The organism is Pseudomonas sp. 05N431, from assembly GCF_056397005.1.
The window spans coordinates 237,906-264,269 of record NZ_JBFTMN010000005.1 but is presented as its reverse complement, the minus strand read 5'-3'; the positions used below and the strand labels follow the sequence as shown (position 1 = coordinate 264,269).

Below are 26,364 nucleotides of genomic sequence, written 5' to 3'. Positions count from 1 at the left end.
GCTGAGCATAACCGCTGTGGCGCTTATCGGGGTAAGCGAGGCTCTGGTATCCTCGCCGACATGAAAAAAACTCTCCCTCTCAGCCTGATCGCAGCCCTCGGTGAAAACCGCGTGATCGGCGTCGACAACAGCATGCCCTGGCACTTGCCGGGGGATTTCAAATACTTCAAGGCCACCACGCTAGGCAAGCCGATCATCATGGGTCGCAAGACCTGGGATTCGCTCGGTCGCCCGCTGCCTGGCCGGCTGAACATCGTGGTCAGCCGTCAGGTCGACCTGCAACTTGAAGGCGCGGAAGTCTATCCGTCGCTGGAAGCCGCGGTGGTTCGGGCACAGGAATGGGCGCTGGAGCAGGGCGTCGATGAGCTGATGCTGATTGGCGGCGCGCAGTTGTATGCGCAAGGCCTGGCACAGGCCGATCGGCTGTACCTGACCCGCGTGGCGCTGAGCCCCGAGGGTGATGCGTGGTTTCCGGAGTTTGATTCGAACCAGTGGAAACTGGTGTCGAATGTTCCGAATCCGGCGGAAGGCGATAAGCCGGCGTACAGCTTCGAGGTTTGGGAGAAAGCTTAAAAGCATCGCGAGCAAGCTCGCTCCCACAGGGTTTCAGGTTTGCTACAAATTTTGTGAACAACTGAAATCTACTGTGGGAGCGAGCTTGCTCGCGATGGCGGTCTACAGGCATTGATTACGCCTGCGCCAACTCCTCATGCTCATCCGCATCCAGCAGCTCTTTGTCAGTCTGCTGCATGATCTGGCTGGTAATCGCACCGGCAGTCATCGAACCACTGACGTTCAATGCCGTGCGGCCCATGTCGATCAGCGGTTCAACCGAGATCAGCAGCGCCACCAGTGACACCGGCAAACCCATGGCCGGCAGTACGATCAGCGCGGCGAAGGTTGCGCCACCGCCGACACCGGCAACCCCTGCCGAACTCAAGGTCACAATCGCTACCAGTGTCGCGATCCACAGCGGGTCCAGCGGGTTGATGCCCACCGTCGGCGCAACCATGACCGCCAACATCGCTGGGTAAAGACCGGCACAACCGTTCTGGCCGATGGTCGCGCCGAACGAGGCGGCGAAGCTGGCGATCGATTGTGGAATACCCAGACGACGGGTTTGCGCTTCGATGCTCAGCGGAATGCTCGCGGCGCTGGAGCGGCTGGTGAAGGCGAAGGTCAGCACCGGCCAGACCTTGCGGAAGAAGCGCAACGGGTTGATCCCGGCCAGCGACACCAGCAGGCCGTGAACCACGAACATCAGGCCCAGGCCGATGTACGACACCACCACGAAACTGCCGAGTTTGATGATGTCTTGCAGGTTGGAACCGGCAACCACTTTGGTCATCAGCGCCAATACGCCGTACGGGGTCAGCTTCATCACCAGACGCACCAGACGCATCACCCAGGCTTGCAGGGTGTCGATGGCGTTGAGCACTTTCTGACCTTTTTCGACGTCATCCTTGAGCAGTTGCAGCGCCGCGACCCCAAGGAATGCAGCGAAGATCACCACGCTGATGATCGAGGTCGGTTTGGCCCGGGCCAGATCGGCGAACGGGTTCTGCGGGATGAAGGACAGCAACAGCTGCGGGACATTCAGGTCAGCGACCTTGCCCGCGTAGTCGGTTTGAATGGTTTGCAGGCGAGCCATTTCCTGTGTGCCGGCCACCAGACCTTCTGCGGTCAGGCCGAACAGGTTGGTCAGGCCAATGCCGATCAGCGCCGCAATGGCAGTGGTGAACAGCAGGGTGCCGATGGTCAGGAAGCTGATCTTGCCCAACGAAGAGGCATTGTGCAGACGGGCGACGGCGCTGAGGATCGAGGCGAACACCAGCGGGATCACGATCATTTGCAGCAACTGCACATAACCGTTGCCGACCAGATCGAACCAGCCGATAGATGCCTTCAGCACCGGGCTACCGGCACCGTAAACAGTGTGCAGGGCAACACCGAACACCACGCCCAGCACCAGCGCGACCAATACTTTTTTCGCCAGGCTCCAGGCGGTGTGACGGGTTTGTGCCAGGCCAAACAGCAAGGCGAGGAACACCAGCAGATTGAGGATCAGCGGCAGATTCATTGAGGCTCCAAAAAAGACTTGTGCCAATCGCGTTCCGGGGCGATTGCGAACCGGCAAGCCTAACAGCTTGATATCTAATGAATTAATATCAAAAACGTATGGCGACCGTCGTTTTTGGAATAAGCCCGTGACGCTGTCGCGAATGCCGGTGACGGATTCGGGACGCAAGCGGTCGTGCATAGACGAGGATTGTCACACTGATTTGTTAGCGTCGATGGCTTTCATTCAGGGAGAAATGCTCATGAAGTTCGCACCGAAACTGTTAGCCGTCGCACTGTGCCTGGGGCTTGCCGGTCAGGCGTTTGCCACCGAACTCAAGCACTGGCCCGAGGCCCAGGCCAAGCAGCTGGATGCAATGATCGCGGCCAACGCCAACAAGGGTAACTTTGCGGTGTTCGACATGGACAACACCAGTTACCGCTACGACCTTGAAGAGTCGTTGCTGCCGTTCATGGAGAACAAGGGCCTGATCACCCGTGAGACCCTTGATCCTTCCCTGAAACTGATGCCGTTCAAGGACACCGCCGACCACAAGGAAAGCCTGTTCAGTTACTACTATCGCCTCTGCGAAGTCGATGACATGGTCTGCTACCCATGGGTCGCTCAGGTGTTCTCGGGGTTCACCCTCAAGGAACTCAAAGGCTACGTCGATGAGATGATGGCTTCCGGTAAACCGGTGCCGAGCACGTATTACGACGGCGATGTGGTGAAGAACATCGACGTCCAGCCGCCGAAGGTCTACACCGGCCAGGCCGAGCTGTACAACAAGCTGATGGAGAACGGCATCGAGGTCTACGTGATGACCGCGGCTTCCGAAGAGCTGGTGCGCATGGTCGCGGCTGATCCGAAGTACGGCTACAACGTCAAACCGCAAAACGTGATCGGCGTGAGCACGCTGCTCAAGGACCGCAAGACCGGCGAGCTGACCACCGCGCGCAAGCAGATCAGCGCCGGCAAGTATGACGAGAAGGCCAACCTGGGCCTGGAGTTGACCCCGTATTTGTGGACGCCAGCAACGTGGATGGCCGGCAAGCAAGCGGCGATCCTGACCTACATCGACGAGTGGAAAAAACCGGTGCTGGTGGGCGGTGACACCCCGTCCAGTGACGGCTACATGCTGTTTCACAGCGTCGATGTGGCCAAGGGCGGCGTGCACTTGTGGGTCAACCGCAAGGACAAATACATGGCCCAACTCAACGGCATGATGGCCAAGCACGCTGCCGCCCAGGCCAAAGAAGGCCTGGCCGTGACTGCGGACAAGAACTGGGTGATCGTCAAGCCGGAAGATATTCAGTAATTGCTGCGATGATCGTTCCCACGCTCCCGCGTGGGAATGCCTCAAGGGACGCTCCGCGTCCAGTGACGCGGAGCGTCACGGGCTGCATTCCCACGCAGAGCGTGGGAACGATCAACGTGGCGCGTGGGAACGAAAAAGCCCCGCACTTGGCGGGGCTTTTTTGTGTTCAACGGGTAAGCATTACAGCCCGTCGAGCATCGCTTTGTTACGCACGGCGCCCTTGTCGGCACTGGTCGCCAGCAAGGCATAGGCTTTCAGTGCGGTGGTCACTTTACGTGGGCGCACTTCAACCGGTTTCCAGCCTTTCTTGTCTTGCTCTACGCGGCGCGCAGCCAGTTCTTCGTCGCTGACCAACAGGTTGATCGAGCGGTTCGGAATGTCGATCAGCACCTTGTCGCCGTCCCGTACCAGACCAATTGCACCGCCAGCAGCGGCTTCTGGTGAAGCGTGGCCGATGGACAGGCCCGAGGTGCCGCCGGAGAAACGACCGTCGGTGAGCAAGGCGCAGGCTTTGCCCAGGCCCTTGGATTTCAGGTAGGACGTCGGGTAGAGCATTTCCTGCATGCCCGGGCCGCCTTTCGGACCTTCGTAGCGAATGATGACGATATCGCCTTCTTTCACTTCATCGGCAAGGATGCCGCGCACGGCGCTGTCCTGGCTTTCGAAGATCTTCGCGTTGCCTTCGAAGACGTGGATCGACTCGTCGACGCCAGCGGTTTTCACCACGCAGCCGTCGAGGGCGATGTTGCCGTACAAAACGGCCAGGCCGCCTTCTTGCGAGTAGGCGTGTTCGACACTGCGGATGCAGCCGTTTTCACGGTCGTCGTCGAGGGTTTCCCAACGGGTCGACTGACTGAACGCGGTCTGGGTCGGGATACCCGCCGGACCGGCCTTGAAGAAGTGGTGCACCGCCTCGTCGTTGGTCTGGGTGATGTCCCACTTGGCAATGGCGTCGCGCATGGTCTTGCTGTGCACGGTCGGCAGGTCAGTGTGCAGCAAGCCGCCACGGGCCAGGGAACCGAGGATGCTGAAGATCCCGCCGGCGCGATGCACGTCTTCCATGTGGTACTTCTGGATGTTCGGCGCGACTTTGCACAGTTGCGGAACGTGGCGCGAAAGACGGTCGATGTCGCGCAGGTCGAAATCGATCTCGGCTTCCTGGGCGGCGGCCAGCAAGTGCAGGATGGTATTGGTCGAGCCGCCCATGGCGATGTCCAGCGTCATGGCGTTTTCAAACGCCTTGAAGTTGGCGATGTTGCGCGGCAACACCGACTCGTCGTTCTCGCCGTAGTAGCGCTTGCACAGTTCGACGATGGTGCGGCCGGCTTGCAGGAACAGTTGCTCACGGTCGCTGTGGGTGGCCAATGTCGAACCGTTGCCAGGCAGTGCCAGGCCGAGGGCTTCGGTCAGGCAGTTCATCGAGTTGGCAGTGAACATGCCGGAGCACGAGCCGCAGGTCGGGCAGGCGCTGCGCTCGTACTCGGCGACCTTCTCGTCAGAGGCGCTGGAGTCGGCGGCGATGACCATGGCGTCGACCAGGTCGAGGCCGTGGCTGGCGAGTTTGGTCTTGCCGGCTTCCATCGGGCCGCCGGAGACGAAGATCACCGGGATGTTCAGGCGCAGGGCGGCCATCAGCATGCCAGGGGTGATCTTGTCGCAGTTGGAAATGCACACGATGGCGTCCGCGCAGTGGGCGTTGACCATGTACTCGACGGAGTCGGCGATGATCTCGCGGCTCGGCAGCGAATAAAGCATGCCGTCATGGCCCATGGCGATGCCGTCATCGACCGCGATGGTGTTGAATTCCTTGGCGACGCCGCCAGCACGTTCGATCTCGCGGGCGACCAACTGGCCGAGGTCCTTGAGGTGGACATGACCCGGTACGAATTGAGTGAACGAGTTGGCAATGGCGATGATCGGCTTTTTGAAGTCGTCATCTTTCATCCCCGTGGCGCGCCACAATGCGCGGGCGCCGGCCATGTTGCGGCCGTGGGTGGATGTTTTCGAGCGGTAATCAGGCATGGAGCACTCCGGGCGGCTAAGCAGGTATCAAAAGGGGAGTGAGCTTCTATTGACCTCGGGAACACTCAGAAATGGCCGTGTGTCCGAAAGTTGCCGATGACTTTGCGGGATCGCCGCGCGCCTCAGCCTGAGCTCATAAACCCGCCGGGGGATGACTGGCGATGAATCATTCGATTCTACACCGCTGGCGTCAGGAAGGAATGCCGGGAAACGTTGATCCTGCGCTGACGGAGCCTGAAGGATGACGACTGGCAGGTGTCAGCCGCTAGTCAGTGCCTGATGCCGGCGTGTAATCAACGTATTCAAGCCAAGACCCGCGGCACTCAAGGTCAGGAAACACAAGGACAGAGCCGTGGTCAGTCCTTCGGACGCGAAATTGATCACTGCGCTGATCAGGCCCCCACACATAAAAATCAACAGGCTGCCGGCAGAAGTCGCGGTGCCGGCGTGTTGTGGGTAGAGGCTCATCGCCCTGGAGTTGGCGATGGGTCGGCAGATGGTGGTGCCGGCGGTGCAGATAAGCATGGGGATCAGGACCGTGGCGACGGACAGGCCGAACAGCCAGACCAACCACAGCATTCCCAGCCCCGACAGCGCGATCACACTCAGACCGATGATGATCTGGGTGTCACCTTCCAGCCGGCGGTGCAAGATGCTGGCAATAATCCCGCCGACGACATAGGCCGCGCCATACAGGGACAGCGCCCAGGCGAATTGGTAAGTCGAAAGGTTCAGGTGTTCCATGAAAACGATCGGCGAGATCACGATAAACGAGAAATGGCAGGCGAAAGCCAGCGCGGAAATGAGCCAGTAACCGATAAAACGAATGTCGGAACAGAGCAACCAATAGGCAGCAAAAAATCGCCTGGGCAACGGGCTGCCGCTGCGAGTTTCCTTGAGCAGGAACCAGGCTCTGAGCCATACAATAATCGCCAAGGTAATGAATGCATAAAAACTTCCCCGCCAGCCCAGATACAACTGCAGCCAGGTGCCCATCAGTGGCGAACAGGAAATGAAAATTCCGCCGGCAGTCGCCATCCAGATCCGCAGGCGCTCCAGCTCCCTACCAGCGAACAGATCCTGGAGCAGCGCCTGAGACAAGGCAAACACCCCGCAGCCCATTGCCTGGACAACACGAAAGCCCAGGAACCAGACATAGTCGCTGGCCAACAGACAACCCGTTGCACCCACCGCGGCCAGTGCAATTCCACCCAACAGCAGCTTCTTGCGGCCGAACATGTCGGACAATGGCCCAACTAGCAGCAGCGAAAATGCCAGACCGATGGCAAAGATGCTGACGGACAGGGCGATATCGGAGGTCGAGGTACGGAAGTGGTCAGAGAGGGCAGGAAAAGAGGGGAGGAGCACGTCGAGAGGGAAGACCGCCAGCAGCGTCATGGTCATCAGCAGCTGGATGATGGAGGCCTTTTCTTTGGAGTGTGTGATGTAAGTCATCAAACAATGCTCTCGATCCGTAAGGGGGAGACGAGGATTGAATTGATGAGGGGGCAAGTCAATGCGACTGGTGCGGGGCTATTCTGAAACTGTTGTAGGAGCGAACTGAGTCGCTCCTGCAACCGTGAGCGATCAGCTGTTAGGTAACAACCGGCAAGTAATGCTCTTGATGTAGCGGGTTTCGGCAATCGCCGGGTGCACCGGGTGATCTGGCCCCTGACCGCCACGTTCCAGCAGCTGGATGTTGCGGTCCAGGTGACGGGCGCTGGTCAGCAGGATGTTCTGCAGGTCGTCTTCCGGCAGGTGCATCGAGCACGAAGCGCTGACGAGGATGCCGTCCTTGTTGAGCAGGCGCATGGCTTGCTCGTTCAGGCGACGATAGGCGCCTTCACCGTTCTTCATGTCTTTCTTGCGTTTGATGAACGCTGGCGGGTCGGCCACGATGACGTCGAATCGTTCTTCGCTGGCTTTCAGCTCTTTCAGGGCTTCGAACACGTCGCCTTCGATGCAGGTCATTTTGTCGGCGAAACCGTTCAGTGCGGCGTTCCGCTCGACACCGTCGAGGGCGAAGGCCGAAGCGTCGACGCAGAACACTTCACTGGCACCGAAAGCGGCAGCTTGCACGCCCCAGCCGCCGATGTAGCTGTACAGGTCCAGTACGCGTTTACCTTTGGCATAAGGTGCCAGGCGCGCGCGGTTCATGCGGTGGTCGTAGAACCAGCCGGTTTTCTGTCCTTGAATGACCGGCGCTTCGAACTTCACGCCGTTCTCTTCCAGGGCCACCCACTCCGGCACCAGGCCGAACACGGTTTCGACGTAGCGGTTGAGGCCTTCGGCGTCACGGGCCGCGGAGTCATTCTTGAACAGAATGCCGCTTGGCTTGAGCACTTGGGTCAGCGCGGCGATCACGTCGTCTTTATGGGCTTCCATGGTCGCCGAAGCGATCTGCACCACCAGGATGTCGCCGAAACGGTCGACCACCAGGCCCGGCAGCAGGTCGGAGTCGCCGTAGACCAGGCGGTAGAACGGCTTGTCGAACAGGCGCTCGCGCAGCGACAGCGCAACGTTCAGGCGGTGCACCAGCAGCGACTTGTCGAGCGGCAACTTGATGTCGCGCGACAGCAGGCGAGCGCAGATCAGGTTGTTCGGGCTCATGGCGACGATGCCCAGCGGCTTGCCGCCGGCAGCTTCGAGAATCGCTTGATCGCCAGCCTTGAAGCCGTGCAGTGGGGTGGCGGCTACGTCGATTTCGTTACTGTAGACCCACAGGTGACCGGCGCGCAGGCGACGGTCGGCGTTGGCTTTGAGGCGCAAGCTTGGCAGGGACATGACGTCGCTCCAGGTGAAAAAAAAGAGCGGGATTATAGCGCTAGATGGGAGTCGCAGCGCGGTTGTTTCTGGGCGTTGCGTCGGACAGATCGCCCATGTGGCGGATTTTTTCCGCTAGAATCGCCCCTTGGCCCAGAGTGAGTACTTATGTCCCAAGAGCTATCTTCCGAACAGATTCAACAGGCCCTGCAAGGCATCAGCGTACCGCCTCAGCCGCAAATCATGGTGGATTTGCAGATGGAGCAGTACATGCCGGACCCGGACCTGGAAGTGATCGCGAAGTTGATCTCCCAGGACCCGGGCCTCTCTGGCGCCTTGTTGAAGATCGTCAATTCGCCGTATTACGGACTGAGCAACAAGATCGCCTCGATCCAGCGCGCGGTGAACCTGCTGGGCAGTCGTTCGGTCATCAACCTGATCAATGCACAGTCGATCAAGGGCGAGATGAATGACGACACCATCGTCACCTTGAACCGATTCTGGGACACCGCCCAGGACGTGGCGATGACCAGCCTGAGCCTGGCCAAGCGCATTGGTTCGCAGGCGGTGGACGAGGCTTATGCGTTAGGCCTGTTCCACGATTGCGGCGTGCCGTTGATGCTCAAGCGCTTCCCCAACTATATGTCGGTGCTGGAAGAAGCCTACGCCAGTGCCAACGCCGAGTGCCGGGTGGTTGATACCGAGAACCGCGTACTCAACACCAACCACGCCGTGGTCGGTTACTACACCGCGAAGTCCTGGCGTCTGCCGGAGCATGTGACCGACGCTATCGCCAATCACCACAATGCGCTGGCGATTTTCAGCGATGAATCATCCCGTAACAGCCAGTTGAAGAACTTGCTGGCGATCCTGAAGATGGCTGAACACATTTGCGCGTCGTATCGGGTGCTGGGCAATCAGACCGAAGACCACGAGTGGGATAGCATCGGGCACTTGGTGCTCGATTATGTCGGCCTCTCGGACTACGACTTCGAAAACCTCAAACAGACGATTCGCGAGCTCGGCGCTCACCATTGAGTGTCGGACCTTTCCTGAACCGAGTGCGCCATGCCTGAACTGCCAGAAGTCGAAACCACCCGTCGCGGTATTGCCCCGTTCCTTGAAGGGCAGCGCGTCAGCCGCGTGATCGTGCGGGACCGGCGTCTGCGCTGGCCGATCCCCGAAGACCTCGATGTGCGGCTGTCCGGGCAGCGCATCGTGTTGGTGGAGCGACGCGCCAAGTATTTGCTGATCAACGCCGAGGTCGGCACGTTGATCAGCCATTTGGGCATGTCGGGAAATTTGCGTCTGGTGGAAGTCGGCTTGCCGGCGCTCAAGCACGAGCATGTGGACATCGAACTCGAGTCCGGCCTGGCGCTGCGATACACCGACCCGCGACGTTTTGGCGCGATGCTCTGGAGCCTCGATCCGCTGAATCACGAGTTGCTGGTTCGTCTGGGGCCGGAGCCGCTGACGGATCTGTTCGATGGCGAGCGGCTGTTCCAGCTGTCGCGCGGGCGTTCGATGGCGGTCAAGCCGTTCATCATGGACAACGCCGTGGTGGTGGGGGTTGGCAACATTTATGCGACCGAAGCGCTGTTTGCTGCCGGGATCGACCCGCGCCGCGAGGCCAAGGGGATTTCCCGGGCGCGCTATCTGAAGTTGGCGATCGAGATCAAACGCATTCTGGCCGCCGCTATCGAACGTGGCGGCACTACGCTGCGCGACTTCATTGGCGGTGACGGCCAACCGGGCTACTTCCAGCAAGAGCTGTTCGTGTACGGCCGTGGCGGTGAGCAGTGCAAGGTCTGTGGTAGCGAATTGCGGGAAGTTCGCCTCGGGCAGCGCGCCAGCGTCTTTTGCCCGCGTTGTCAGAGCTGAGAATTCCTACGGTCTATAGTTAGTGGTCTGATTGCCCAGACGAAGGACCGTACCATGACATCGACTCGAACCCTTGCTGCTGCGCTGCTATTGAGTATCGGCTTATCTGCCCAGGCGTCCGACGGCGGCAGTGGCGACCCCAGTTACAGCATCCACAACCCTCCGGCCTACGCGATGATCGGCGATCTGCTGATCGCCCGTCCGTTGCTGGTGGCGGCGACGGTGATTGGTGCGGGGGTGTTTATCGTGTCCTTGCCATTTACCGCACTGGGCGGCGGGGTAGGTGATGCCGGGCAGGCGCTGGTGGTCGATCCGGCGAAAGCGGCGTTCGTCCGTTGCCTGGGGTGTGTCGGGGAGGGGTTTGAGCAGCAGAACTGAATCAGCTGAATCAGCGGTGTGGCTGATGGCCCTATCGCGAGCAAGCTCGCACACATTGGATTTATGTCGAGCACACCTGTTGTGGGCTCCACAAAACCAATGTGGGAGCGAGCTTGCTCGCGATGGCGTCCTTAAGGACACCGAATACTTAAGCCTTGCCGGTAAGCTTGCGGTACTTCTCCATCAACTCCTCTTGAGTCTCTGGATGCGCTTCGTCCAGCGGAATGCAATCCACCGGGCAAACCTGCTGGCACTGTGGTTCGTCGTAGTGGCCGACGCACTGGGTGCAGAGGTTCGGGTCGATCACATAGATCTCTTCGCCCTGGGAGATGGCGGCGTTCGGGCACTCGGGTTCGCAGACGTCGCAGTTGATGCAATCGTCGGTGATGATCAGGGACATTGGGACTGACTCCTGCCGGGGTAGTCTGCCCAGGCATCTGAAAACTGATGCGTACAATTGTGCCGCATCGGCGCCCGCAGTGCACGCGGGCGCGATGGGCTGCTAGAGATCGCAGCCTGTGGCAGCGCTTACTTCTTGAAGCGCAGGGTCAGCGCGTCGGCCACGACAGGGTGGACGAATTTGGTGATATCGCCGCCCAGGGCAGCAATTTCACGGACCAGCGTCGAAGAAATGAACGAATAACGCTCGGACGGGGTAAGAAACAGGCTTTCCACGTCCGGGGCCAACTGGCGGTTCATGTTGGCCAGCTGGAATTCGTATTCGAAGTCCGATACCGCGCGCAGGCCACGCAGGAACACATTGGCGTTCTGCTCTTTGGCAAAGTGCGCCAGCAGCGTCGAAAATCCGACGACTTCGACGTTCGGCAAATGTTTAGTGACCTCGCGGGCCAGCTCCACACGCTGTTCCAGTGGGAATAGCGGGTTTTTCTTCGGGCTGGCGGCGACGGCGATGATCACATGATCGAACAGGCGCGAGGCGCGTTCGACCAGATCGCCATGGCCCTTGGTAATAGGGTCGAAGGTACCTGGGTACAACACTCGGTTCATCGCGTCGTCCTGGCGGGAGTCCGTTGGGGAGTCGGATGGTATCGCAGCCTTCCCGGTCGGCCAAGTCGCCTTTGGGGTAAGAAAGCACTATAGACGATGCGAATTATGGGTTTTTTCATGGGTTTTTTAAACGCATGGCCAGCGCTGTCGCCAGTTGCGCGGTCAGCCCATAGACCGACAATTGCGGGTTGGCGCCAATGCTGGTGGGGAACAGCGAACCGTCATGGATCGACAGATTGCTCAGTTGATGATGACGGCCGAGACTATCGGTGACGGCGTTTTTCGGGTCTTCACCCATCGCGCATCCGCCCATCACATGAGCGCTGCCCAGTCTCGTGCGGTACAGCTCAAGGCTCAGGCCATCGATCAGTGTGCGCGCCTCGGCGAGGGTTTTCACGTAGCGCGCATCGGCGTGCATCGGCATGACCGCGTTGGCGCCACCGGCAAACTGGATCTCGGCCATGCTGTGGAACGCTCGACGTATGCCATCCCAGGCATAGGCTGAGACCTGATAGTCGAGCACCGGTGAGCCATCGCCACGTAACTCGACGCTGCCACCCGGGCTGTCCGGGTGAAAACCGTCACGCAGCAGGGCCAGCATCGCGTGGGTGTGCGGCAATTGCTGCATGTGTCGAGCGTTCTCTTCGCCAAAGCCACCGAGCAAGGTCGCCGCCAACGCGGGGTGTAGCGGCGGCACTTCCAGCTTGTAGGACATTTTGCCGGTGGTGCCGTCCTGCCATTGAAAGTGGTCGGAGTAAATCGACTGCGGCGCGCCGTAGAACGGGTTGATCACCTCGTCGAACAGCCCGGCGGACATGTTCACCAGATGCAGAAAGGTCCGCTTGCCAAGGCGTTCATGGGGATCCGGGGCGTTGGAACGCAGTAACAGAGCCGGGCTGTTGATGCCACCGCCGGCCAACACGTAATGCCGTGCCTTGATGGTGATGCTGCGCCCGGTCGGCGCCACGCAGCGCTCATCCATTGCCACGCAGCGCAGGCCGGTGACTTTGTCATCCTTGATCAGCAGGTGTTCGACGCGGGCCAGATAGAGCAGCTCGCCGCCTTTTTCCAGGGTCGCGGGGATGGTGGTGACCATCATCGATTGCTTGGCGTTGGTCGGGCAGCCCATGCCGCAATAGCCGAGGTTCCAGCAACCGCGCACGTTGCGCGGGATCACGTGCCAGCTGTAGCCGAGCTGTTCGCAACCTTTTTTGATCACGTCGTTGTTGGCGTTGGGCGGCACCATCCATGGGGCGACGCCAAGTCGCTGCTCCATTTTTTCGAACCAGGGTGCCATTTCGGCCGGGCTGTGGCCCTTGACGTCGTGTTCCCTGGCCCAATGTTCGAGGGTAGGCTCGGGGGTGCGAAAGCTTGAGGTCCAGTTGACCAGCGTCGTGCCACCGACTGCGCGGCCTTGCAGAATGGTGATCGCGCCGTCTTTGCTCATGCGGCCGATGCCTTCCTGATAAAGGCTGGAATAGGCCTGGTCTTCGAGCATCTTGAAGTCGCTGCTGGTCTTCAGCGGACCTTCTTCGATCAGTAGCACCTTGTAGCCAGCGGCGCTGAGGATTTCGGCGGTGGTGCCGCCACCCGCGCCACTGCCGATGATCGCAATGTCGGCTTCCAGTGTCAGATCATCGGCCAGTTGCGAGCCGTTGTAGGTTTTCCAGCCACGGGCCAGGCCTTCGCGGAACGGATCGGGTACGGGCATCTTCGGGTTCTCTTATTGTTCTGGATTCGGTGGTGATACGGCTACCGTCTTCGCGAGCAGACGGAACGCCGCCCGGCTGCTCCCACATGAATCGCGAACCCCTGTGGGAGCGAGCCTGCTCGCGATAGGGGGCCACGGTCTCAAACGGTGGGCGGCCCCGGATACCCGCAATGTGCCCATGATTCGGCGCGTTTGTACCAGGCCATCATCACCAGTTGCAGGATCGAGCTGTGGCCCATGCGCAACAGGCTCAGCGAGCTGTTTTGCCAGCGCTGCAGGAACTGGCGGATGTCATCGCCACTGGCGTTTTCCCAGCTGCCCCAGATTCCAGTCAGTGGCCCGCGAGTGATAGCCATGCCGAGCACGTCGAACAGTTGCTGGGTCAGCTTGAGCATTTCCGGCGACAGGTGATTGAGGTCATGGTCCAGCGATTGAAGGGTGCCTTCGAGCGCGGCCGGGATTTTCTCGGCGGTCACGGCGCCATCGAGCATCACAGGGATCAGCGCGCGCAAGAACGGCAGATCACTGCTGCGCAAAATCGCGAAACCGCTGGCCGGGCTGCTGGTCGAGCAACCGCTGAGGCTGGCGCCAAGGCCGGCCGTGGTCAGGAAGGCGCTGGCGCAGAGGCTGAACTTGAGCAGGCCGCGCCGTGTCAGCGCGGGGGATTCGGACAGGCTTGGGTTCATTATTGTTATTACCCGGTCATGAGCGATCAGCGAATGAACAGCTTCTGGATCAGCTTCTGAATCGACTTGCCATAAGGCGGATAAATCAGCTTTGCCGCATTAAAGCGTTGCTTGATCAGCACGCCTTTGGCTTTGCTGAACGTCAGGAAGCCTTCGTGGCCGTGGTAATGGCCCATGCCTGAAGCGCCGATACCGCCAAACGGCATGTCGTCTTGCGCGACGTGCAGCAAGGTGTCGTTCAGGCACACGCCGCCGGAATGGGTTTCGTTGAGGACGCGGTTTTGTTCGGCCTTGTTATAGCCGAAGAAGTACAGCGCCAGCGGACGTGGCCGCTGGTTGATGTAGGCAAACGCCTGGTCGAGGTTTTTGTAGGGCACGATCGGCAGCACCGGGCCGAAGATTTCGTCCTGCATCACGATCATCTCGTCGCTGACGTTCAGCAGCAGGCTATGGCTCATGCGTCGGTCCTGATCCTTTTCGAAGACCGGGATCAGCAGCGCGCCCTTGCTGGTGGCGTCGCTGAGGTAGCTGCGCAGCCGCGCCAATTGGCGCTCATTGATGATCGCGGTGTAGTCCGGGTTGTCCGCGAGTGTCGGGTAAAACCCGCGAACCGCCTGACGATAGGCTTCGACGAAGGAGCCGACCCGTTCTTCCGGCACCAGCACGTAGTCCGGCGCGACACAGGTTTGTCCGGCATTCAGGGTTTTACCGAAGGCAATGCGTTCCGCGGCGTCCTTGAGTGGAACATCGTGGGAAACGATGGCCGGAGACTTGCCGCCCAATTCCAGTGTCACCGGCGTCAGGTTCTCTGCCGCCGCACGCATGACATGTTTGCCGATGCTGGTGGCGCCAGTGAACAGCAGGTGATCGAAGGGCAGCCTGGAAAAGGCCATGCCGACCTCGGCTTCACCCAACACCACACACACCAGGTCTTCGGGGAACACTTTGGCCAGCAACGTTTTCAGCAGTTGCCCGGTGGCCGGTGTGGATTCGCTGAGTTTGAGCATCACCCGGTTGCCCGCTGACAACGCGCCGACCAACGGGCCGATGGCCAGGTACAGCGGGTAGTTCCACGGCACGATGACCCCAACCACGCCGAGCGGCTGATAAACCACCTTGGCCGCCGCCGGCTGAAAGGCGATTCCGACCTTGCGCGGGGACGCTTTCATCCAGCCTTTGAGGTGTTTGCTGGCGTATTGAATGCCGTGCAGGCTTGGCATCAGCTCGGCGAGCAGGGTTTCATCGGCGCTACGGTTGCTGAAATCCTGGCTGATCGCGTCAATCAAGGCCTGACGCTCGTCACTCAGCAGATCACGCAGTGCCTTGAGCCATTGCTGGCGTTGCGCGGCCGGCGGCATCGGGTGGGCCGCGTAGGCCTGACGCTGGGCAGCAAACAGATCGTGAAGCTCACTCAATGGCTGTTGGGAGCTTTGCAGGTAGGCAATGTCGGCGGGCATGGTAGCTCCGGTTTTTTTAGAATGAGGAAGTTTTTAGAGTCTATGCTCTAGAAAGTCAAATGACATCCTCGGGAAGCGATGATTTATCCGCCAGCGGATAGGTCGTAAGATGCCCGGCAACGCACTGAAGAATTAAAGCTCAAGCCATGGCCCCACGAATAAAAACCAGCGAGCGCATCGTGCAGAACAGCCTGGAGCTGTTCAATCAACAGGGTGAACGCAGCATCAGTACCAACCATATTGCTGCGCATATGGAGATTTCTCCGGGCAACCTGTACTACCACTTCCCCAACAAGCAGGCGATCATCGCTGTGTTGTTCAGTGAGTACGAAGCCCTGGTAGAGAGCTTCCTGCGCCCACCCCAGGGCCGCGCCGCGACCGTTGAAGACAAGCGCTTCTACTTGCAGGAACTGCTGTCAGCCATGTGGCGCTACCGGTTTTTGCACCGTGACCTCGAGCACTTGCTCGACAACGATGTGGAACTGGCAGCCCGCTACCGGCGTTTTTCCCAGCGTTGCCTGATCCAGGGCACGGCGATATACGCAGGCTTCGTCGACGCCGGCATCCTGTGCATGGACAAGGTCCAGATCGAATCCCTGACGCTCAATGCCTGGATCATCCTCACGTCCTGGGTGCGTTTTCTGTGCACCACACGGGAAAACTCCAACCACCTCAGCGAGCAAGCCATTAAACGTGGCGTGTATCAGGTGCTGGTGCTGGAAGCAGGATTTGTCACGGAGCAAGCACGCGAGGCGGTCAATGCCTTGTTCGAGGAGTTTTACGTGCCGTTGGCCCAGGCCCTGGAAGAAGTGCAGTAGGATCGATCAAAGACTTAGAGGGGCGTTCTCAATTAGTTTACACACCGCGTTGTCGCCTTAAAGCGGGCCAGGCAAGGCGCAGGCCGCTGGGAATGGTTGCTCCCTTCCCAAGGCCTGCAACGCAGCCTGGCCCGCTTTAAGGCACAACCCGAAGGGCCGGGCCTGCTGTTGTGCAGGGCTGCGTTGCTCGAAGCTTATTTGGAATGACCAAACCACGCTTCTCGCGCCTTGCCCTGCACAACAGCAGACCCGGCGCGGTGTGTAAACTAATTGAGAACGCCCCTCACCACAGGAGCCCGCTATGCCCATTGCGCAACTGATCAGCCCGAATGCTCTGGACCAGAAAAAGGGTCAGGCCGGGTTGGTGATTCTGGATTGTCGTTTTGCCCTTGAAGACCCGGATTACGGCCAGCGCAGCTATGCCCTGGGGCACATCGAGGGGGCCTCGTTTGCGGACCTGGAACGTGACCTCAGCGGACCCGTGGTCAAGGGTGTCACCGGTCGCCATCCATTGCCGACGCCGCACCACTTGATTCAGCGTTTACAGGATTGGGGCATCAGTAACGACAGCGAAATCGTTTTGTATGACGACGGCCCCGGCATGTATGCCGCGCGAGCCTGGTGGTTGCTGGCGTGGCTGGGCAAGCGCGACGGCGTGTTCATTCTCGACGGTGGCCTCAAGGCCTGGCACGCGGCCGGTTTACCGCTGAGCCTGGATGCACCGGCAATCAGTCGTGGCTCCTTTAGCGGTGCGCCGGACCACACTCTGTTAATGAGTGCCGAAAAACTGCAACAGCGCCTCGGTCAACCGACCCTGACCTTGCTTGACGCCCGGGGCCTGCCGCGTTTTCGTGGCGAGGTCGAGCCGATTGATCCGATCGCCGGGCACATTCCCGGCGCGCAATGCGCGGCCTTTACCGACAACCTGGATGCCGACGGGCGTTTCCTTCCCGCCGATCAGCTCAAGCAGCGTTTTGCGGCGAAGCTGGGTGATCGTTCGCCGACTGAACTGGTGGCGTATTGCGGCTCGGGCGTGACTGCGTGCCATAACCTGTTTGCGTTGTGCCTGGCTGGTTATCCATTGGGTTCGCTGTACGCCGGGTCGTGGAGCGAATGGATTACCGATCCTTCGCGGGCCGTCGCGACCGGCGATTAGTCACAAATCCCTTGTGGGAGCGAGCTTGCTCGCGATGGGGTCATTCCATTCAGCATTGATGTTGAATGTAAGTCCGCTATCGCGAGCAAGCTCGCTCCCACATTAGTAATGCTTATTGCCTGAACGATTGCCGGGCACTTCGATACGCCCCCGGGCCTACGCCGTAAACCTTCTTGAACTGCCGGCTCAGATGACTCTGGTCGGCAAAGCCGAGCCGGGCGGCAACGTCCAGCGGCAGGCAGCCTTCCTGTAATAACGCACGGGCCTGGGCGATACGCTGCTGCATCAGCCAGGCGTGCGGCGGCATGCCGGTGGCGTAGCGAAACACTCGGGCGAAGTGGAAGGGCGAAAGGTTCACCGCAGCGGCCAGTTCTTCCAGGGAGGGCGGTGCAGCGAGCTGCGCGTGCAGCAGTTCCTTGGCCCGGGCGATGGCCCGATGTTCCTGGCCAGGTTGACCGGGCGTTGCTACTGCGGCGTGACGTTGCAGCAACGACAGCATCATTTCCCGCCACGCGGTCTGCTGTTGCAGTGCACTGGCGGGGCTCTCCAGCAAACGGTGCAGTTGGCAGAGGCCACTCACCAGATCCGGGTCGCGATACAGCGTCGCACCAAAGGCCGGCAAGTCGTGGTCAGGCAGCTCAAGTTCGCCCAGCAACGAAAGGATCTGCTGGTTGTCGGGATAGAACGCCCGATACAACCAACCGTTGTCCGTGCCTTTGTGGCCAGTGTGCAATTCGTCCGGATTGATCACCACCAGCGTCCCGCTGCCCGCCAGATGTTCGGCGCCGCGATAGCGGTAGCGTTGAGCGCCAGCCATGATGATGCCGATGACGAAACCGTCGTGTACATGAGGGACGAAGCGCTGTTCGATGTAGCGCGCGGACAACAGCTCGACGCCGGCCAAAGGTGCCGTTTGCCAGAAGTGGATCGACTCGCCCGGATTGGCCGCCATGACCTTACTCGCGACCTGTGTTGGTCAGCCAGGCCGGTATACGCCGCTCCAGGTAGTAACCGGGGTTGCGGAACGTGCCGTCGACAAAACCGACATGCCCGCCCTTGGCCTGCAGCTCGAACTGCGTGCAGCCCGATAACTCGCTGGCGTGCGGCAAGCTGTGGAGAAACACGAAAGGATCGTCGGCCGCTTGAATGATCAAGGTCGGCGTGCGGATCTCACCGAGAAAATAACGGCTGGAGGCGCGGCGATAATAGTCATGCGCGTCCTTGAAACCGTTCAGTGGCGCGGTCACCCGGCCATCGAAATCCCAGAAAGTACGCAGGTTCTCCAGTGACCCGAGTTTGGCCAGGGTCTCCAGGCCCTCGTGGTGGCCGTCGTGTAGAAACTTCTGTTGCTTGTTCTTGATGTAGGCGAGCATTTCGCGCATGAAGTGCGCTTGATAGATCTTGGAAAGTCCCTGGCCGATGCGGTCGGCGCACTGGTCCAGGCGAAAGGGTACCGAGACCGCCACCGCGCCCTGCAACTGACTGCCACTGCCGGTTTCCCCCAGGTGCTTGAGCAGCACATTGCCGCCCAGCGAATAGCCGACGGCGTACAGCGGCGCCGACGGGCGGGTGGCTCGCAGGTGGTTGATCGCCGCCGCGAGGTCTTCGCTGGCGCCGGAATGATAGCTGCGCGGCAACAGATTCGGTTCGCCCGAACAGCCGCGCCAGTTCAGTGCCACGCTGGCCCAGCCCTGGGCAAACAGGGCTTTTTGCAGGCCGGCGACATACGGTGAGTTCGAAGAGCCGGTCAATCCGTGCAACACCAGCACCAAGGGTGCATTGGCGCTGTGCGGCCCGTGCCAGTCGAGATCGAGAAAGTCGCCGTCGTCGAGCCACAGACGTTCGCGTTGTCGATCCAGATGAGTGGTTTTGCGCCACAGCGGTCCCCACAAGGTTTGCAGATGCGGGTTGCCGAGGCCGAAGGCAGGGATGAAACGATCAGGCGGAGTAAGCACGGTAGTTCTCGATGCAGCGGTGCGTGCCTGAGATTGTTGACCCCAGGCACGCGCCTTGTTCAGGCCGGTGGATTAACCGGCGATCTCTGCCAGACGGTGCCACAACGCGTAGTAGACCCGCCCGGATTTTTGCTCCCGGTGCAGGCGCCAGCCCCCTGGCAGACCGAGGGTCGATGGCGCGGTCTCACTTTCAGTGTAGATCCACGCGTCGTCGGCGAGCCATTGGCGTTCTTCAAGTAATGTGCAAACGGCGGGCAACAGGTTCTGGTTGAACGGCGGGTCGAGGAACACCAGGTCGTAGGCGATCGCTGGCTGGGTTTCCAGGTAGCGCAAGGCATCGGCGGTTTGCACCTGGCCGACGGTGCAACGCAGCGTTCCCAGATGCTCTTTCAGGCTGGAAACCGCCAGGCTGCTGGCATCCAGCGCCTGGCCCATGGCGGCGCCACGGGACAGCGCTTCAAGGAACAACGCGCCGCTGCCGGCAAACGGGTCGAGCACTTTGGCCCCGGCAACATACGGTGCGAGCCAGTTGAACAGGGTTTCACGCACGCGGTCGGGCGTCGGGCGCAGGCCCGGAGCATCCGGGAAGCTCAGGCGCCGACTGCGCCACTCGCCGCCGATGATGCGCAATTGGTTCACGCCGTTGTGCACGTTATGAACTGGTTTTTTAGGACGCGATGGACTGGCCATTAATGCTCCGGAACCCCGAGCGGCTGCTCGGTTGGTTTGTCAGTGGGGGCCGGTAACGGCTTTTGCGGCACGGTCGGGCCAGCAGAAACGATGACCATTTTGTCCGTGCTCAGGTGTTTGTTCATTGCTGCGGTGACCTGCTCGACAGTCAGGCTTTGCGACTGCCGCATGAAGTCTTCAAGGTAACTCAACGGCAAGTCATAGAAGCCCATGGCGCCCAGTTGGCCGACGATATCGGCGTTGCTGGCGTTGGACAGCGGGAAGCTGCCGGCCAGTTCACGCTTGGCGTCGTCGAGTTCTTTCTGGGTCGGGCCGGTTTTGAGGAAGTCGGCGAGCACGTCCTGCACCAGTTTGAGTGTACCTTCGCTCATTTCGGCGCGGGTTTGCAGGTTGATCATGAACGGGCCGCGGACCTGCATTGGAGTGAAACCGGAGTAGACGCCATAGGTCAGGCCGCGTTTTTCACGGACTTCGCTCATCAGTCGGGTGCCGAAGCCACCGCCGCCGAGGATCTGGTTGCCCAGGGACACGGCCGCATAGTCCGTATCGGCACGGTCGATGCCCAGTTGCGCGAGCATCAGGTTGGTTTGCTTGGATGGAAACTCGATGTGACCGATGCTGGCTTTCGGTTCAACCGGTTGCTCGATTTTCGCCAGCGCCGGGCCCTTTGGCAGTGCGGCGGAAATCTGTTCGGCAATCGCTTCGGCTTCGCTGCGCGACAAGTCGCCCACCAGTGCAATCACCACGTTGCCCGCGGCATAGGCTTTCTCGTGGAAGGCCCGCAACTGCGCCACGCTAATCGATGGGACACTTTGCGCGTTTCCGTCGCTTGAGTGCGCGTAAGGATGGTTGCCATACAGGCGCTTCATCAGCTCCAGGTTCGCCAGTTTGCCGGGGTTCTGCTTCTGATACTCGAAGCCGGCGAGCAACTGGTTCTTGATTCGCGCCAGCGAGTCAGTCGGGAGCGTCGGCTTGCCAACGACTTCAGCGAACAGCTTCAACGCCGGTTCGCGTTTATCCACAGCACTCAGGCTGCGCAGCGAGGCGACGGCCATGTCCTTGTAAGCGCCGTTACCGAAGTCGGCGCCCAGGCTTTCGAAACCTTCGGCTATCTGGCCGACATCTTTGCCGGCGATGCCTTCGTTGAGCATGGCATTGGTCAGCACGGCCAGTCCTGGTGTCTCACCGTCCTGACTGCTGCCGGCGGCGAAGATCAGGCGCATGTCGAACATCGGCAGCTCCGGGGCTGCGACGAACAGCACCTTGGAGCCTTCAGCGGTTTTCCAGGTTTGCACGTCCAGCGTGCGGTGGCTCGGCGCTTTACCGTCGAGTTCGGCCAGTGATTGCAGCTTTTTGCTGGCCTTGGCCTGCTCGAGGGCTTCGCTGGCATGGGTATCGGTCGAACGGCTGAAGTAAAAGCCGAGCGAAGCGAGCAGTGCGACGAGTACCAGGCCGATCAGGGCCAGGCGTGGTTTTTTACTCTCACTCATGAGCAGTCTCCTCGGGCAGTGGCAGTACATGCGCAACGCTGAGACGTTCGCGAGTGAAATAGGTGCGGGCGGCTTTCTGGATGTCTTCCGGTGTCACGCTTTGCAGCTCGGCGAGTTCGGTGTCCATCAACTTCCATGACAGACCGACGGTTTCCAGCTGACCGATGGCAGTGGCCTGGCTGGTTATCGAGTCGCGCTGGTAGACCAGGCCGGCGATCACTTGCGCGCGTACGCGTTCAACTTCATCAGCCGATGGCGCGGTGGTTTTCAGCTGATCGAGCAGTTTCCACAGGCCGGCTTCGACCTGGGCCATGGTTTTGTGTTTCTGGGTGTTCGGCGATGCCGACAAGGTAAACAGGCTGTCACCGCGGGTGTAGGCGTCGTAGCTCGACGAACCGCCGGAGACCAGTTCTTCGCCGCGCTCCAGTTGCGCCGAGATGCGTGCGCTGTAGCCGCCATCAAGCAATGCCGCGATCAACCGCAGGGCATTGACCGAGCGTTTGTCTTGCGCTGTGGCGATGCTCGGCACGTTGAAGGCGAGCATCAGGCTCGGCAATTGCGTCTGTACATGCAGGGTGATCTGGCGCTCGCCGGGCTCGGCCAGTTCCAGTGGAATCTTCGCTGGCGGCACGTCGCGCTTCGGGATCGGCCCGAAGTAGCGTTGAGCCAGGGCTTTGACTTCGTCCGGCGTTACGTCACCGACCACCACCAGCGTGGCGTTGTTGGGCACGTACCAGGATTTGTACCAGTGGCGCAGCTCTTCGACTTTCATGCGGTCCAGATCAGCCATCCAGCCGATGGTCGGCGTGTGGTAGCCGCTGGCCGGGTAGGCCATCGCCTTGAAGCGCTCGTAAGCCTTGGCCATCGGCTTGTCGTCGGTGCGCATGCGGCGCTCTTCCTTGATCACTTCGATCTCGCGGCTGAACTCGTCGGCCGGCAGGCGCAGGTTGGCCATGCGGTCGGCTTCCAGTTCAAAGGCCACACCCAGGCGATCACGCGCCAGCACCTGGTAATACGCGGTGTAGTCGTCGCTGGTGAAGGCGTTCTCTTCGGCGCCGAGGTCACGCAGGATCAACGATGCTTCGCCGGGGCCGACTTTCTCGCTGCCCTTGAACATCATGTGTTCCAGGGCGTGGGACAAACCGGTCTGGCCCGGGGTTTCGTAGCTGGAGCCAACCTTGTACCAGATCTGGGAAACCACCACGGGTGCCCGATGGTCCTCGCGCACGACGACCTTGAGGCCGTTGTCGAGGGTGAATTCGTGGGTCGGTTGGGGGGCGGCAGCCAAAGCTGAAAGGGGCAGACAAACTGTGCTGAGCAGCAGGCCTGCAGCGCGGCGGGCTAGAGCATTCATTCGTTTTTTAACCTGTTGGGCTGCCCGCTTGGTCTTAGCGTCGGCGGGCTAGAGGGTGCTAGGATACTGATCCGTTTTACTGGCGGCCACGCCTATCAGGCTTTTGTGCATGATCAGGTTGTATGGGTTCACGGCGGAAAGCCTCTGTTTATCAGCTAAACTCCGCTTTTTTGCCGATTTTGCCAGTTCAGTCCTTCGTGAAATCGATCCTTGAGGTGCTGTTGAGCACTTCGACAAAATGTTGCGCGTGAACAAGCTGGGTGAAACGCAGTCTGTTCTGCATCGAATATTTATTTGCCGAGGCGCCATTGGCGCGTCGCTACCGTGAGATAGCCGTCCTCCATGTTTGGTTCCAACGACGACAAGAAGACCCCAGCTGCGGCTGGCGAGAAGAAAAGCCTGTTCGGATGGCTGCGCAAAAAGCCGCAGGAACCCGCCGTCGAACAGCCACAGCCACGTCCTGAGGTTGCGCCTGAGCCGGTAATAGAGGCTGCGCCCGTTGCGCAAGCGCCGGCCGCCGCCGTATTGCCGATAGCCGAGCCGATAGTGCAACCGGTTGTCGAACCAGCGCCTGCGCCAGTCGCTGAAGTGCCGCGCGCGCCAGAAATCGTACACAAGCCGTGGTTGACGCTGCCGGTGGCTGAAGAGCCGGTGGCCCTGGTCGAAAACGAGCTGGCGCCGCATGTCACACCACCGATTCCAGCGCCGACAGTGGTCCAGCAAGCGGTAGAGCTGCTGGTGGTCGAGCCGGTCCCGGTCATCGATCCGACGGCTGAACAGCTGATGGTTGATGAGCCTGATCTGCCTCAGCCGGTGATTGCGGCATTTGTGGCTCCAGAACCTGTGCCTGCCCCAGCGCCGACACCCGTTGTCGCGGCACCGGTAACGCCGCCAGCGCCGGTTGCAGCGGTTGTTCCAGCCCCGGTTGTTGCCGAACCGGCTCGCACCGAAGAAACCAAAGCCGGCTTCTTTGCCCGCCTCAAGCAAGGCCTGTCGAAAACCAGCGCCAGTATCGGCGAGGGCATGGCCAGCCTGTTCCTCGGCAAGAAGACCATCGATGACGAACTGCTCGAAGACATCGAAACCCGCCTGCTGACCGCTGACGTCGGCGTCGAAGCGACGTCGGTGATCATCCAGAGCCTGACCCAGAAGGTCGCGCGCAAGCAGCTGGCCGATGCCGATGCACTGTACAAATCCTTGCAGGCCGAGCTTGCCAACATGCTCAAGCCTGTCGAGCAGCCGCTGAAAATCACCTCGCAGAACAAGCCGTTCGTAATTCTGGTGGTCGGCGTGAACGGCGCCGGCAAAACCACCACCATCGGTAAGTTGGCGAAGAAGCTGCAACTTGAAGGCAAGAAAGTCATGCTTGCGGCGGGCGACACCTTCCGTGCCGCGGCAGTCGAGCAATTGCAGGTCTGGGGCGAACGCAACAAGATCCCGGTGATCGCTCAGCACACCGGTGCCGACTCGGCTTCGGTTATCTTCGATGCGGTACAGGCCGCCAAGGCCCGTGGGATTGACGTGTTGATCGCCGATACCGCCGGTCGCCTGCACACCAAAGACAACCTGATGGAAGAACTGAAAAAGGTTCGCCGGGTGATCAGCAAGCTCGACGCCGATGCGCCGCACGAGGTGCTGCTGGTGCTCGACGCCGGTACTGGCCAGAACGCTATCAACCAGGCCAAGCAATTCAACCAGACGGTCGAACTGACCGGCCTGGCCCTGACCAAACTCGATGGCACAGCCAAGGGCGGAGTGATTTTCGCCCTGGCCAAGCAGTTTGGTCTGCCGATTCGCTACATCGGTGTCGGTGAAGGCATCGATGATTTGCGTACCTTTGAAGCAGAACCCTTTGTCCAGGCACTCTTTGCCGAGCGGGAGCGTTCATGATTCGTTTCGAACAGGTCGGTAAGCGCTATCCGAACGGTCACGTCGGCTTGCATGAGCTGAGCTTTCGAGTCCGTCGGGGCGAGTTCTTGTTTGTCACCGGCCATTCTGGTGCCGGTAAAAGTACCCTGCTGCGGCTGTTGCTCGCGATGGAGCGTCCGACCACCGGCAAACTGCTGTTGGCCGGGCAGGACCTGGCGACCATCAGCAACGCGCAGATCCCGTACCTGCGTCGGCAGATCGGTGTGGTGTTCCAGAACCACCAGTTGCTGTTCGACCGTACGGTGTTCAACAACGTCGCCTTGCCGTTGCAGATTCTTGGCCTGTCCAAGGCTGAAATCGCCAAGCGCGTGGATTCGGCCCTGGAGCGCGTGGCACTTTCGGACAAGACCGACCTCTACCCGGGCGACCTGTCCACCGGTCAGCAACAGCGCGTCGGCATTGCCCGCGCCATCGTCCATCGCCCGGCCTTGCTGCTGGCGGACGAGCCGACCGGTAACCTCGACCCGCGTCTGGCGGCAGAAATCATGGGCGTCTTCGAAGACATCAATCGTCTGGGCACCAGCGTGCTGATCGCCAGTCACGATCTGGCGCTGATCGCCCGCATGCGTCATCGCATGCTGACCTTGCAACGTGGCCGATTGATCGGTGACGGGGAGGCCGGGGTATGAGTGCAACACGCAGTCCGAAGGTTTCCGAACGCGTGGCCCCGAAGGCCGCCGATCCGCAGCCACAGAAGAAAAAGCGCGACGAAGACGAGGGGCCGGACTTCAGCACCTTGCTGCGCGCCTGGATCGAAAGTCACCGTGCCAGTTTGCTGGACAGCCTGCGGCGCCTGGGCAAACAGCCGATCGGCAGCTTCTTCACCTGCCTGGTGATGGCGGTTGCCCTGAGTCTGCCGATGGGCTTGTCGTTGCTGCTGAACAACGTCGAACGTCTGGGTGGCTCCTGGCAGCGTGCGGCGCAGATCTCGCTGTACCTGCAGATCGACGCCAGCGCCAACGAAGGCGAGCAACTGCGCGAGCAGATCAAAGGCATGCCGGGTGTAGCCGATGCCGAATACATCAGCCGTGAACAGGCGCTGGACGAGTTCCAGCAGCAGTCCGGTCTGGGCGAGGCGCTCAAGGAGCTGCCGCAGAACCCGCTGCCAGGCGTGGTGCTGGTCACTCCGAACGAAGTCGACAAGGCGACCCTTGAAGCATTAAGACAAAAACTTTCCGAATTGCCGAAGGTACAACAGGCGCAACTTGATCTAGTCTGGGTCGAGCGTTTGGCGGCCATCCTCAAGCTGGGCGAGCGGTTTGTCTTCGGCCTGACCGTGTTGCTGGTTTCTGCATTACTTTTGGTGATAGGCAATACCATTCGTCTTCATATTGAAAACCGCCGCACAGAGATAGAAGTGATTAAACTCGTCGGCGGCACTGACAGTTATGTGCGCAGGCCTTTTCTGTACATGGGCGCGCTATATGGCTTCGGTGCGGGGATTCTTTCCTGGGGTGTTCTGGCGTTTGGCCTGAACTGGCTGAACGACGCCGTGGTTGGGCTGGCCGGCTTGTATGGCAGTAATTTCGCGTTGGCCGGGGTGCCGGTTGCCGATGGTCTGTCACTCTTGCTAGGCGCAGTGCTGTTGGGGTATATCGGTGCTTGGATTGCGGTAGCGCGCCATTTGAGAGAGCTCGCACCGAAGTAGTGTCTTATTGCTTGTATGACCTTTCAGCGTGTAGGGGAACT

Annotated in this window: 24 protein-coding genes; 10 read left to right on the top strand and 14 right to left on the bottom strand. The window is 60.3% G+C overall.

The genetic code is table 11. From position 1 onward, the window contains the following. Positions 1-60: 60 nt before the first annotated feature. The gene (locus AC1DIG_RS11980; RefSeq protein WP_477767474.1) at positions 61-573 is read left to right on the top strand and encodes a dihydrofolate reductase; all 513 of its coding nucleotides are present in this window, start codon (positions 61-63) and stop codon (positions 571-573) included. 115 nt (positions 574-688) lie between these two features. Here AC1DIG_RS11980 and AC1DIG_RS11975 read toward each other — a convergent pair whose 3' ends face one another. Continuing rightward, positions 689-2,080: an L-cystine transporter gene (locus tag AC1DIG_RS11975; RefSeq protein WP_477767473.1), complete on the bottom strand. Its 1,392-nt coding sequence runs from the start codon at positions 2,078-2,080 to the stop codon at positions 689-691. A gap of 241 nt (positions 2,081-2,321) precedes the next feature. On the opposite strand from AC1DIG_RS11975, the gene AC1DIG_RS11970 reads away from it, so the two are divergent. Next, complete coding sequence (locus AC1DIG_RS11970; RefSeq protein WP_477767472.1) at positions 2,322-3,377, top strand: HAD family hydrolase; 1,056 nt, start codon at positions 2,322-2,324, stop codon at positions 3,375-3,377. A gap of 180 nt (positions 3,378-3,557) precedes the next feature. On the opposite strand, the gene ilvD is transcribed toward AC1DIG_RS11970, so the two are convergent. The 3 genes from ilvD to AC1DIG_RS11955 all read right to left on the bottom strand — a co-directional run bounded on the left by ilvD (position 3,558) and on the right by AC1DIG_RS11955 (position 8,183). Further along, on the bottom strand, positions 3,558-5,399 hold the full coding sequence (ilvD, locus tag AC1DIG_RS11965) for a dihydroxy-acid dehydratase (protein WP_477767471.1): 1,842 nt from the start codon (positions 5,397-5,399) through the stop codon (positions 3,558-3,560). 258 nt (positions 5,400-5,657) lie between these two features. Beyond that, positions 5,658-6,854: an MFS transporter gene (locus tag AC1DIG_RS11960; protein ID WP_477767470.1), complete on the bottom strand. Its 1,197-nt coding sequence runs from the start codon at positions 6,852-6,854 to the stop codon at positions 5,658-5,660. 132 nt (positions 6,855-6,986) lie between these two features. Beyond that, complete coding sequence (locus tag AC1DIG_RS11955) at positions 6,987-8,183, bottom strand: class I SAM-dependent rRNA methyltransferase (RefSeq protein WP_477767469.1); 1,197 nt, start codon at positions 8,181-8,183, stop codon at positions 6,987-6,989. 147 nt (positions 8,184-8,330) lie between these two features. On the opposite strand from AC1DIG_RS11955, the gene AC1DIG_RS11950 reads away from it, so the two are divergent. Genes AC1DIG_RS11950 through AC1DIG_RS11940 form a run of 3 tightly spaced genes read left to right on the top strand, consistent with a single transcriptional unit; the run spans position 8,331 to position 10,421 of the window. Further along, positions 8,331-9,200 carry an HDOD domain-containing protein gene (locus AC1DIG_RS11950; RefSeq protein WP_477767468.1) on the top strand — a complete coding sequence of 290 codons (870 nt, stop codon included), beginning with the start codon at positions 8,331-8,333 and terminating at the stop codon, positions 9,198-9,200. 30 nt (positions 9,201-9,230) lie between these two features. After that, positions 9,231-10,043 (top strand): bifunctional DNA-formamidopyrimidine glycosylase/DNA-(apurinic or apyrimidinic site) lyase, encoded by an 813-nt coding sequence (gene mutM / locus AC1DIG_RS11945; RefSeq protein WP_054594486.1) that lies wholly within the window; start codon positions 9,231-9,233, stop codon positions 10,041-10,043. Between the two features lie 54 nt (positions 10,044-10,097). Next, entirely contained in the window at positions 10,098-10,421 is a 324-nt protein-coding gene (locus AC1DIG_RS11940) for a multidrug transporter (protein WP_477767467.1), read from the top strand. A 148-nt stretch (positions 10,422-10,569) separates the two neighbouring features. Here AC1DIG_RS11940 and AC1DIG_RS11935 read toward each other — a convergent pair whose 3' ends face one another. The 5 genes from AC1DIG_RS11935 to AC1DIG_RS11915 all read right to left on the bottom strand — a co-directional run bounded on the left by AC1DIG_RS11935 (position 10,570) and on the right by AC1DIG_RS11915 (position 15,283). Beyond that, positions 10,570-10,821, bottom strand: a complete 252-nt coding sequence (locus AC1DIG_RS11935; RefSeq protein ID WP_477767466.1) for a YfhL family 4Fe-4S dicluster ferredoxin — start codon at positions 10,819-10,821, stop codon at positions 10,570-10,572. Positions 10,822-10,949: 128 nt separating this feature from the next. Next, positions 10,950-11,429, bottom strand: coding sequence for a pantetheine-phosphate adenylyltransferase (gene coaD, locus AC1DIG_RS11930; RefSeq protein WP_008019993.1), 480 nt, complete (start codon positions 11,427-11,429; stop codon positions 10,950-10,952). A gap of 115 nt (positions 11,430-11,544) precedes the next feature. Next, positions 11,545-13,140: a GMC family oxidoreductase gene (locus tag AC1DIG_RS11925; protein WP_477767465.1), complete on the bottom strand. Its 1,596-nt coding sequence runs from the start codon at positions 13,138-13,140 to the stop codon at positions 11,545-11,547. Positions 13,141-13,280: 140 nt separating this feature from the next. Beyond that, positions 13,281-13,826, bottom strand: coding sequence for a twin-arginine translocation pathway signal protein (locus AC1DIG_RS11920; protein ID WP_477767464.1), 546 nt, complete (start codon positions 13,824-13,826; stop codon positions 13,281-13,283). Positions 13,827-13,852: 26 nt separating this feature from the next. Beyond that, positions 13,853-15,283 (bottom strand): coniferyl aldehyde dehydrogenase, encoded by a 1,431-nt coding sequence (locus tag AC1DIG_RS11915; RefSeq protein WP_477767463.1) that lies wholly within the window; start codon positions 15,281-15,283, stop codon positions 13,853-13,855. A gap of 146 nt (positions 15,284-15,429) precedes the next feature. Between AC1DIG_RS11915 and AC1DIG_RS11910 the strand changes: the two genes are divergently transcribed. Then, a complete protein-coding gene (locus tag AC1DIG_RS11910; RefSeq protein WP_054594481.1) occupies positions 15,430-16,101 on the top strand; it encodes a TetR/AcrR family transcriptional regulator in 672 nt (223 codons plus the stop codon). A gap of 301 nt (positions 16,102-16,402) precedes the next feature. After that, positions 16,403-17,257, top strand: a complete 855-nt coding sequence (locus AC1DIG_RS11905; RefSeq protein WP_477767462.1) for a sulfurtransferase — start codon at positions 16,403-16,405, stop codon at positions 17,255-17,257. A 112-nt stretch (positions 17,258-17,369) separates the two neighbouring features. On the opposite strand, the gene AC1DIG_RS11900 is transcribed toward AC1DIG_RS11905, so the two are convergent. The 5 genes from AC1DIG_RS11900 to AC1DIG_RS11880 all read right to left on the bottom strand — a co-directional run bounded on the left by AC1DIG_RS11900 (position 17,370) and on the right by AC1DIG_RS11880 (position 22,746). Further along, positions 17,370-18,209 (bottom strand): AraC family transcriptional regulator, encoded by an 840-nt coding sequence (locus tag AC1DIG_RS11900; RefSeq protein WP_477767461.1) that lies wholly within the window; start codon positions 18,207-18,209, stop codon positions 17,370-17,372. A 4-nt stretch (positions 18,210-18,213) separates the two neighbouring features. Beyond that, the gene (locus AC1DIG_RS11895; RefSeq protein WP_477767460.1) at positions 18,214-19,212 is read right to left on the bottom strand and encodes a hydrolase; all 999 of its coding nucleotides are present in this window, start codon (positions 19,210-19,212) and stop codon (positions 18,214-18,216) included. A gap of 72 nt (positions 19,213-19,284) precedes the next feature. Next, a complete protein-coding gene (gene rsmD, locus AC1DIG_RS11890; RefSeq protein ID WP_347928244.1) occupies positions 19,285-19,902 on the bottom strand; it encodes a 16S rRNA (guanine(966)-N(2))-methyltransferase RsmD in 618 nt (205 codons plus the stop codon). Further along, positions 19,902-21,392: a M16 family metallopeptidase gene (locus tag AC1DIG_RS11885; protein WP_477767459.1), complete on the bottom strand. Its 1,491-nt coding sequence runs from the start codon at positions 21,390-21,392 to the stop codon at positions 19,902-19,904. Before AC1DIG_RS11885 ends, rsmD begins: the two co-directional genes overlap by 1 nt. After that, a complete protein-coding gene (locus tag AC1DIG_RS11880; RefSeq protein WP_477767458.1) occupies positions 21,385-22,746 on the bottom strand; it encodes a M16 family metallopeptidase in 1,362 nt (453 codons plus the stop codon). Before AC1DIG_RS11880 ends, AC1DIG_RS11885 begins: the two co-directional genes overlap by 8 nt. A 342-nt stretch (positions 22,747-23,088) precedes the next feature. Here AC1DIG_RS11880 and ftsY point away from each other — a divergent pair, with 342 nt between their 5' ends. Genes ftsY through ftsX form a run of 3 tightly spaced genes read left to right on the top strand, consistent with a single transcriptional unit; the run spans position 23,089 to position 26,323 of the window. Next, the gene (ftsY, locus tag AC1DIG_RS11875) at positions 23,089-24,636 is read left to right on the top strand and encodes a signal recognition particle-docking protein FtsY (RefSeq protein ID WP_477767457.1); all 1,548 of its coding nucleotides are present in this window, start codon (positions 23,089-23,091) and stop codon (positions 24,634-24,636) included. Continuing rightward, positions 24,633-25,304 carry a cell division ATP-binding protein FtsE gene (gene ftsE, locus AC1DIG_RS11870; RefSeq protein ID WP_019694097.1) on the top strand — a complete coding sequence of 224 codons (672 nt, stop codon included), beginning with the start codon at positions 24,633-24,635 and terminating at the stop codon, positions 25,302-25,304. Before ftsY ends, ftsE begins: the two co-directional genes overlap by 4 nt. Then, a complete protein-coding gene (ftsX, locus tag AC1DIG_RS11865; RefSeq protein WP_477767456.1) occupies positions 25,301-26,323 on the top strand; it encodes a permease-like cell division protein FtsX in 1,023 nt (340 codons plus the stop codon). Before ftsE ends, ftsX begins: the two co-directional genes overlap by 4 nt. The last annotated feature ends 41 nt before the right edge of the window (positions 26,324-26,364 follow it).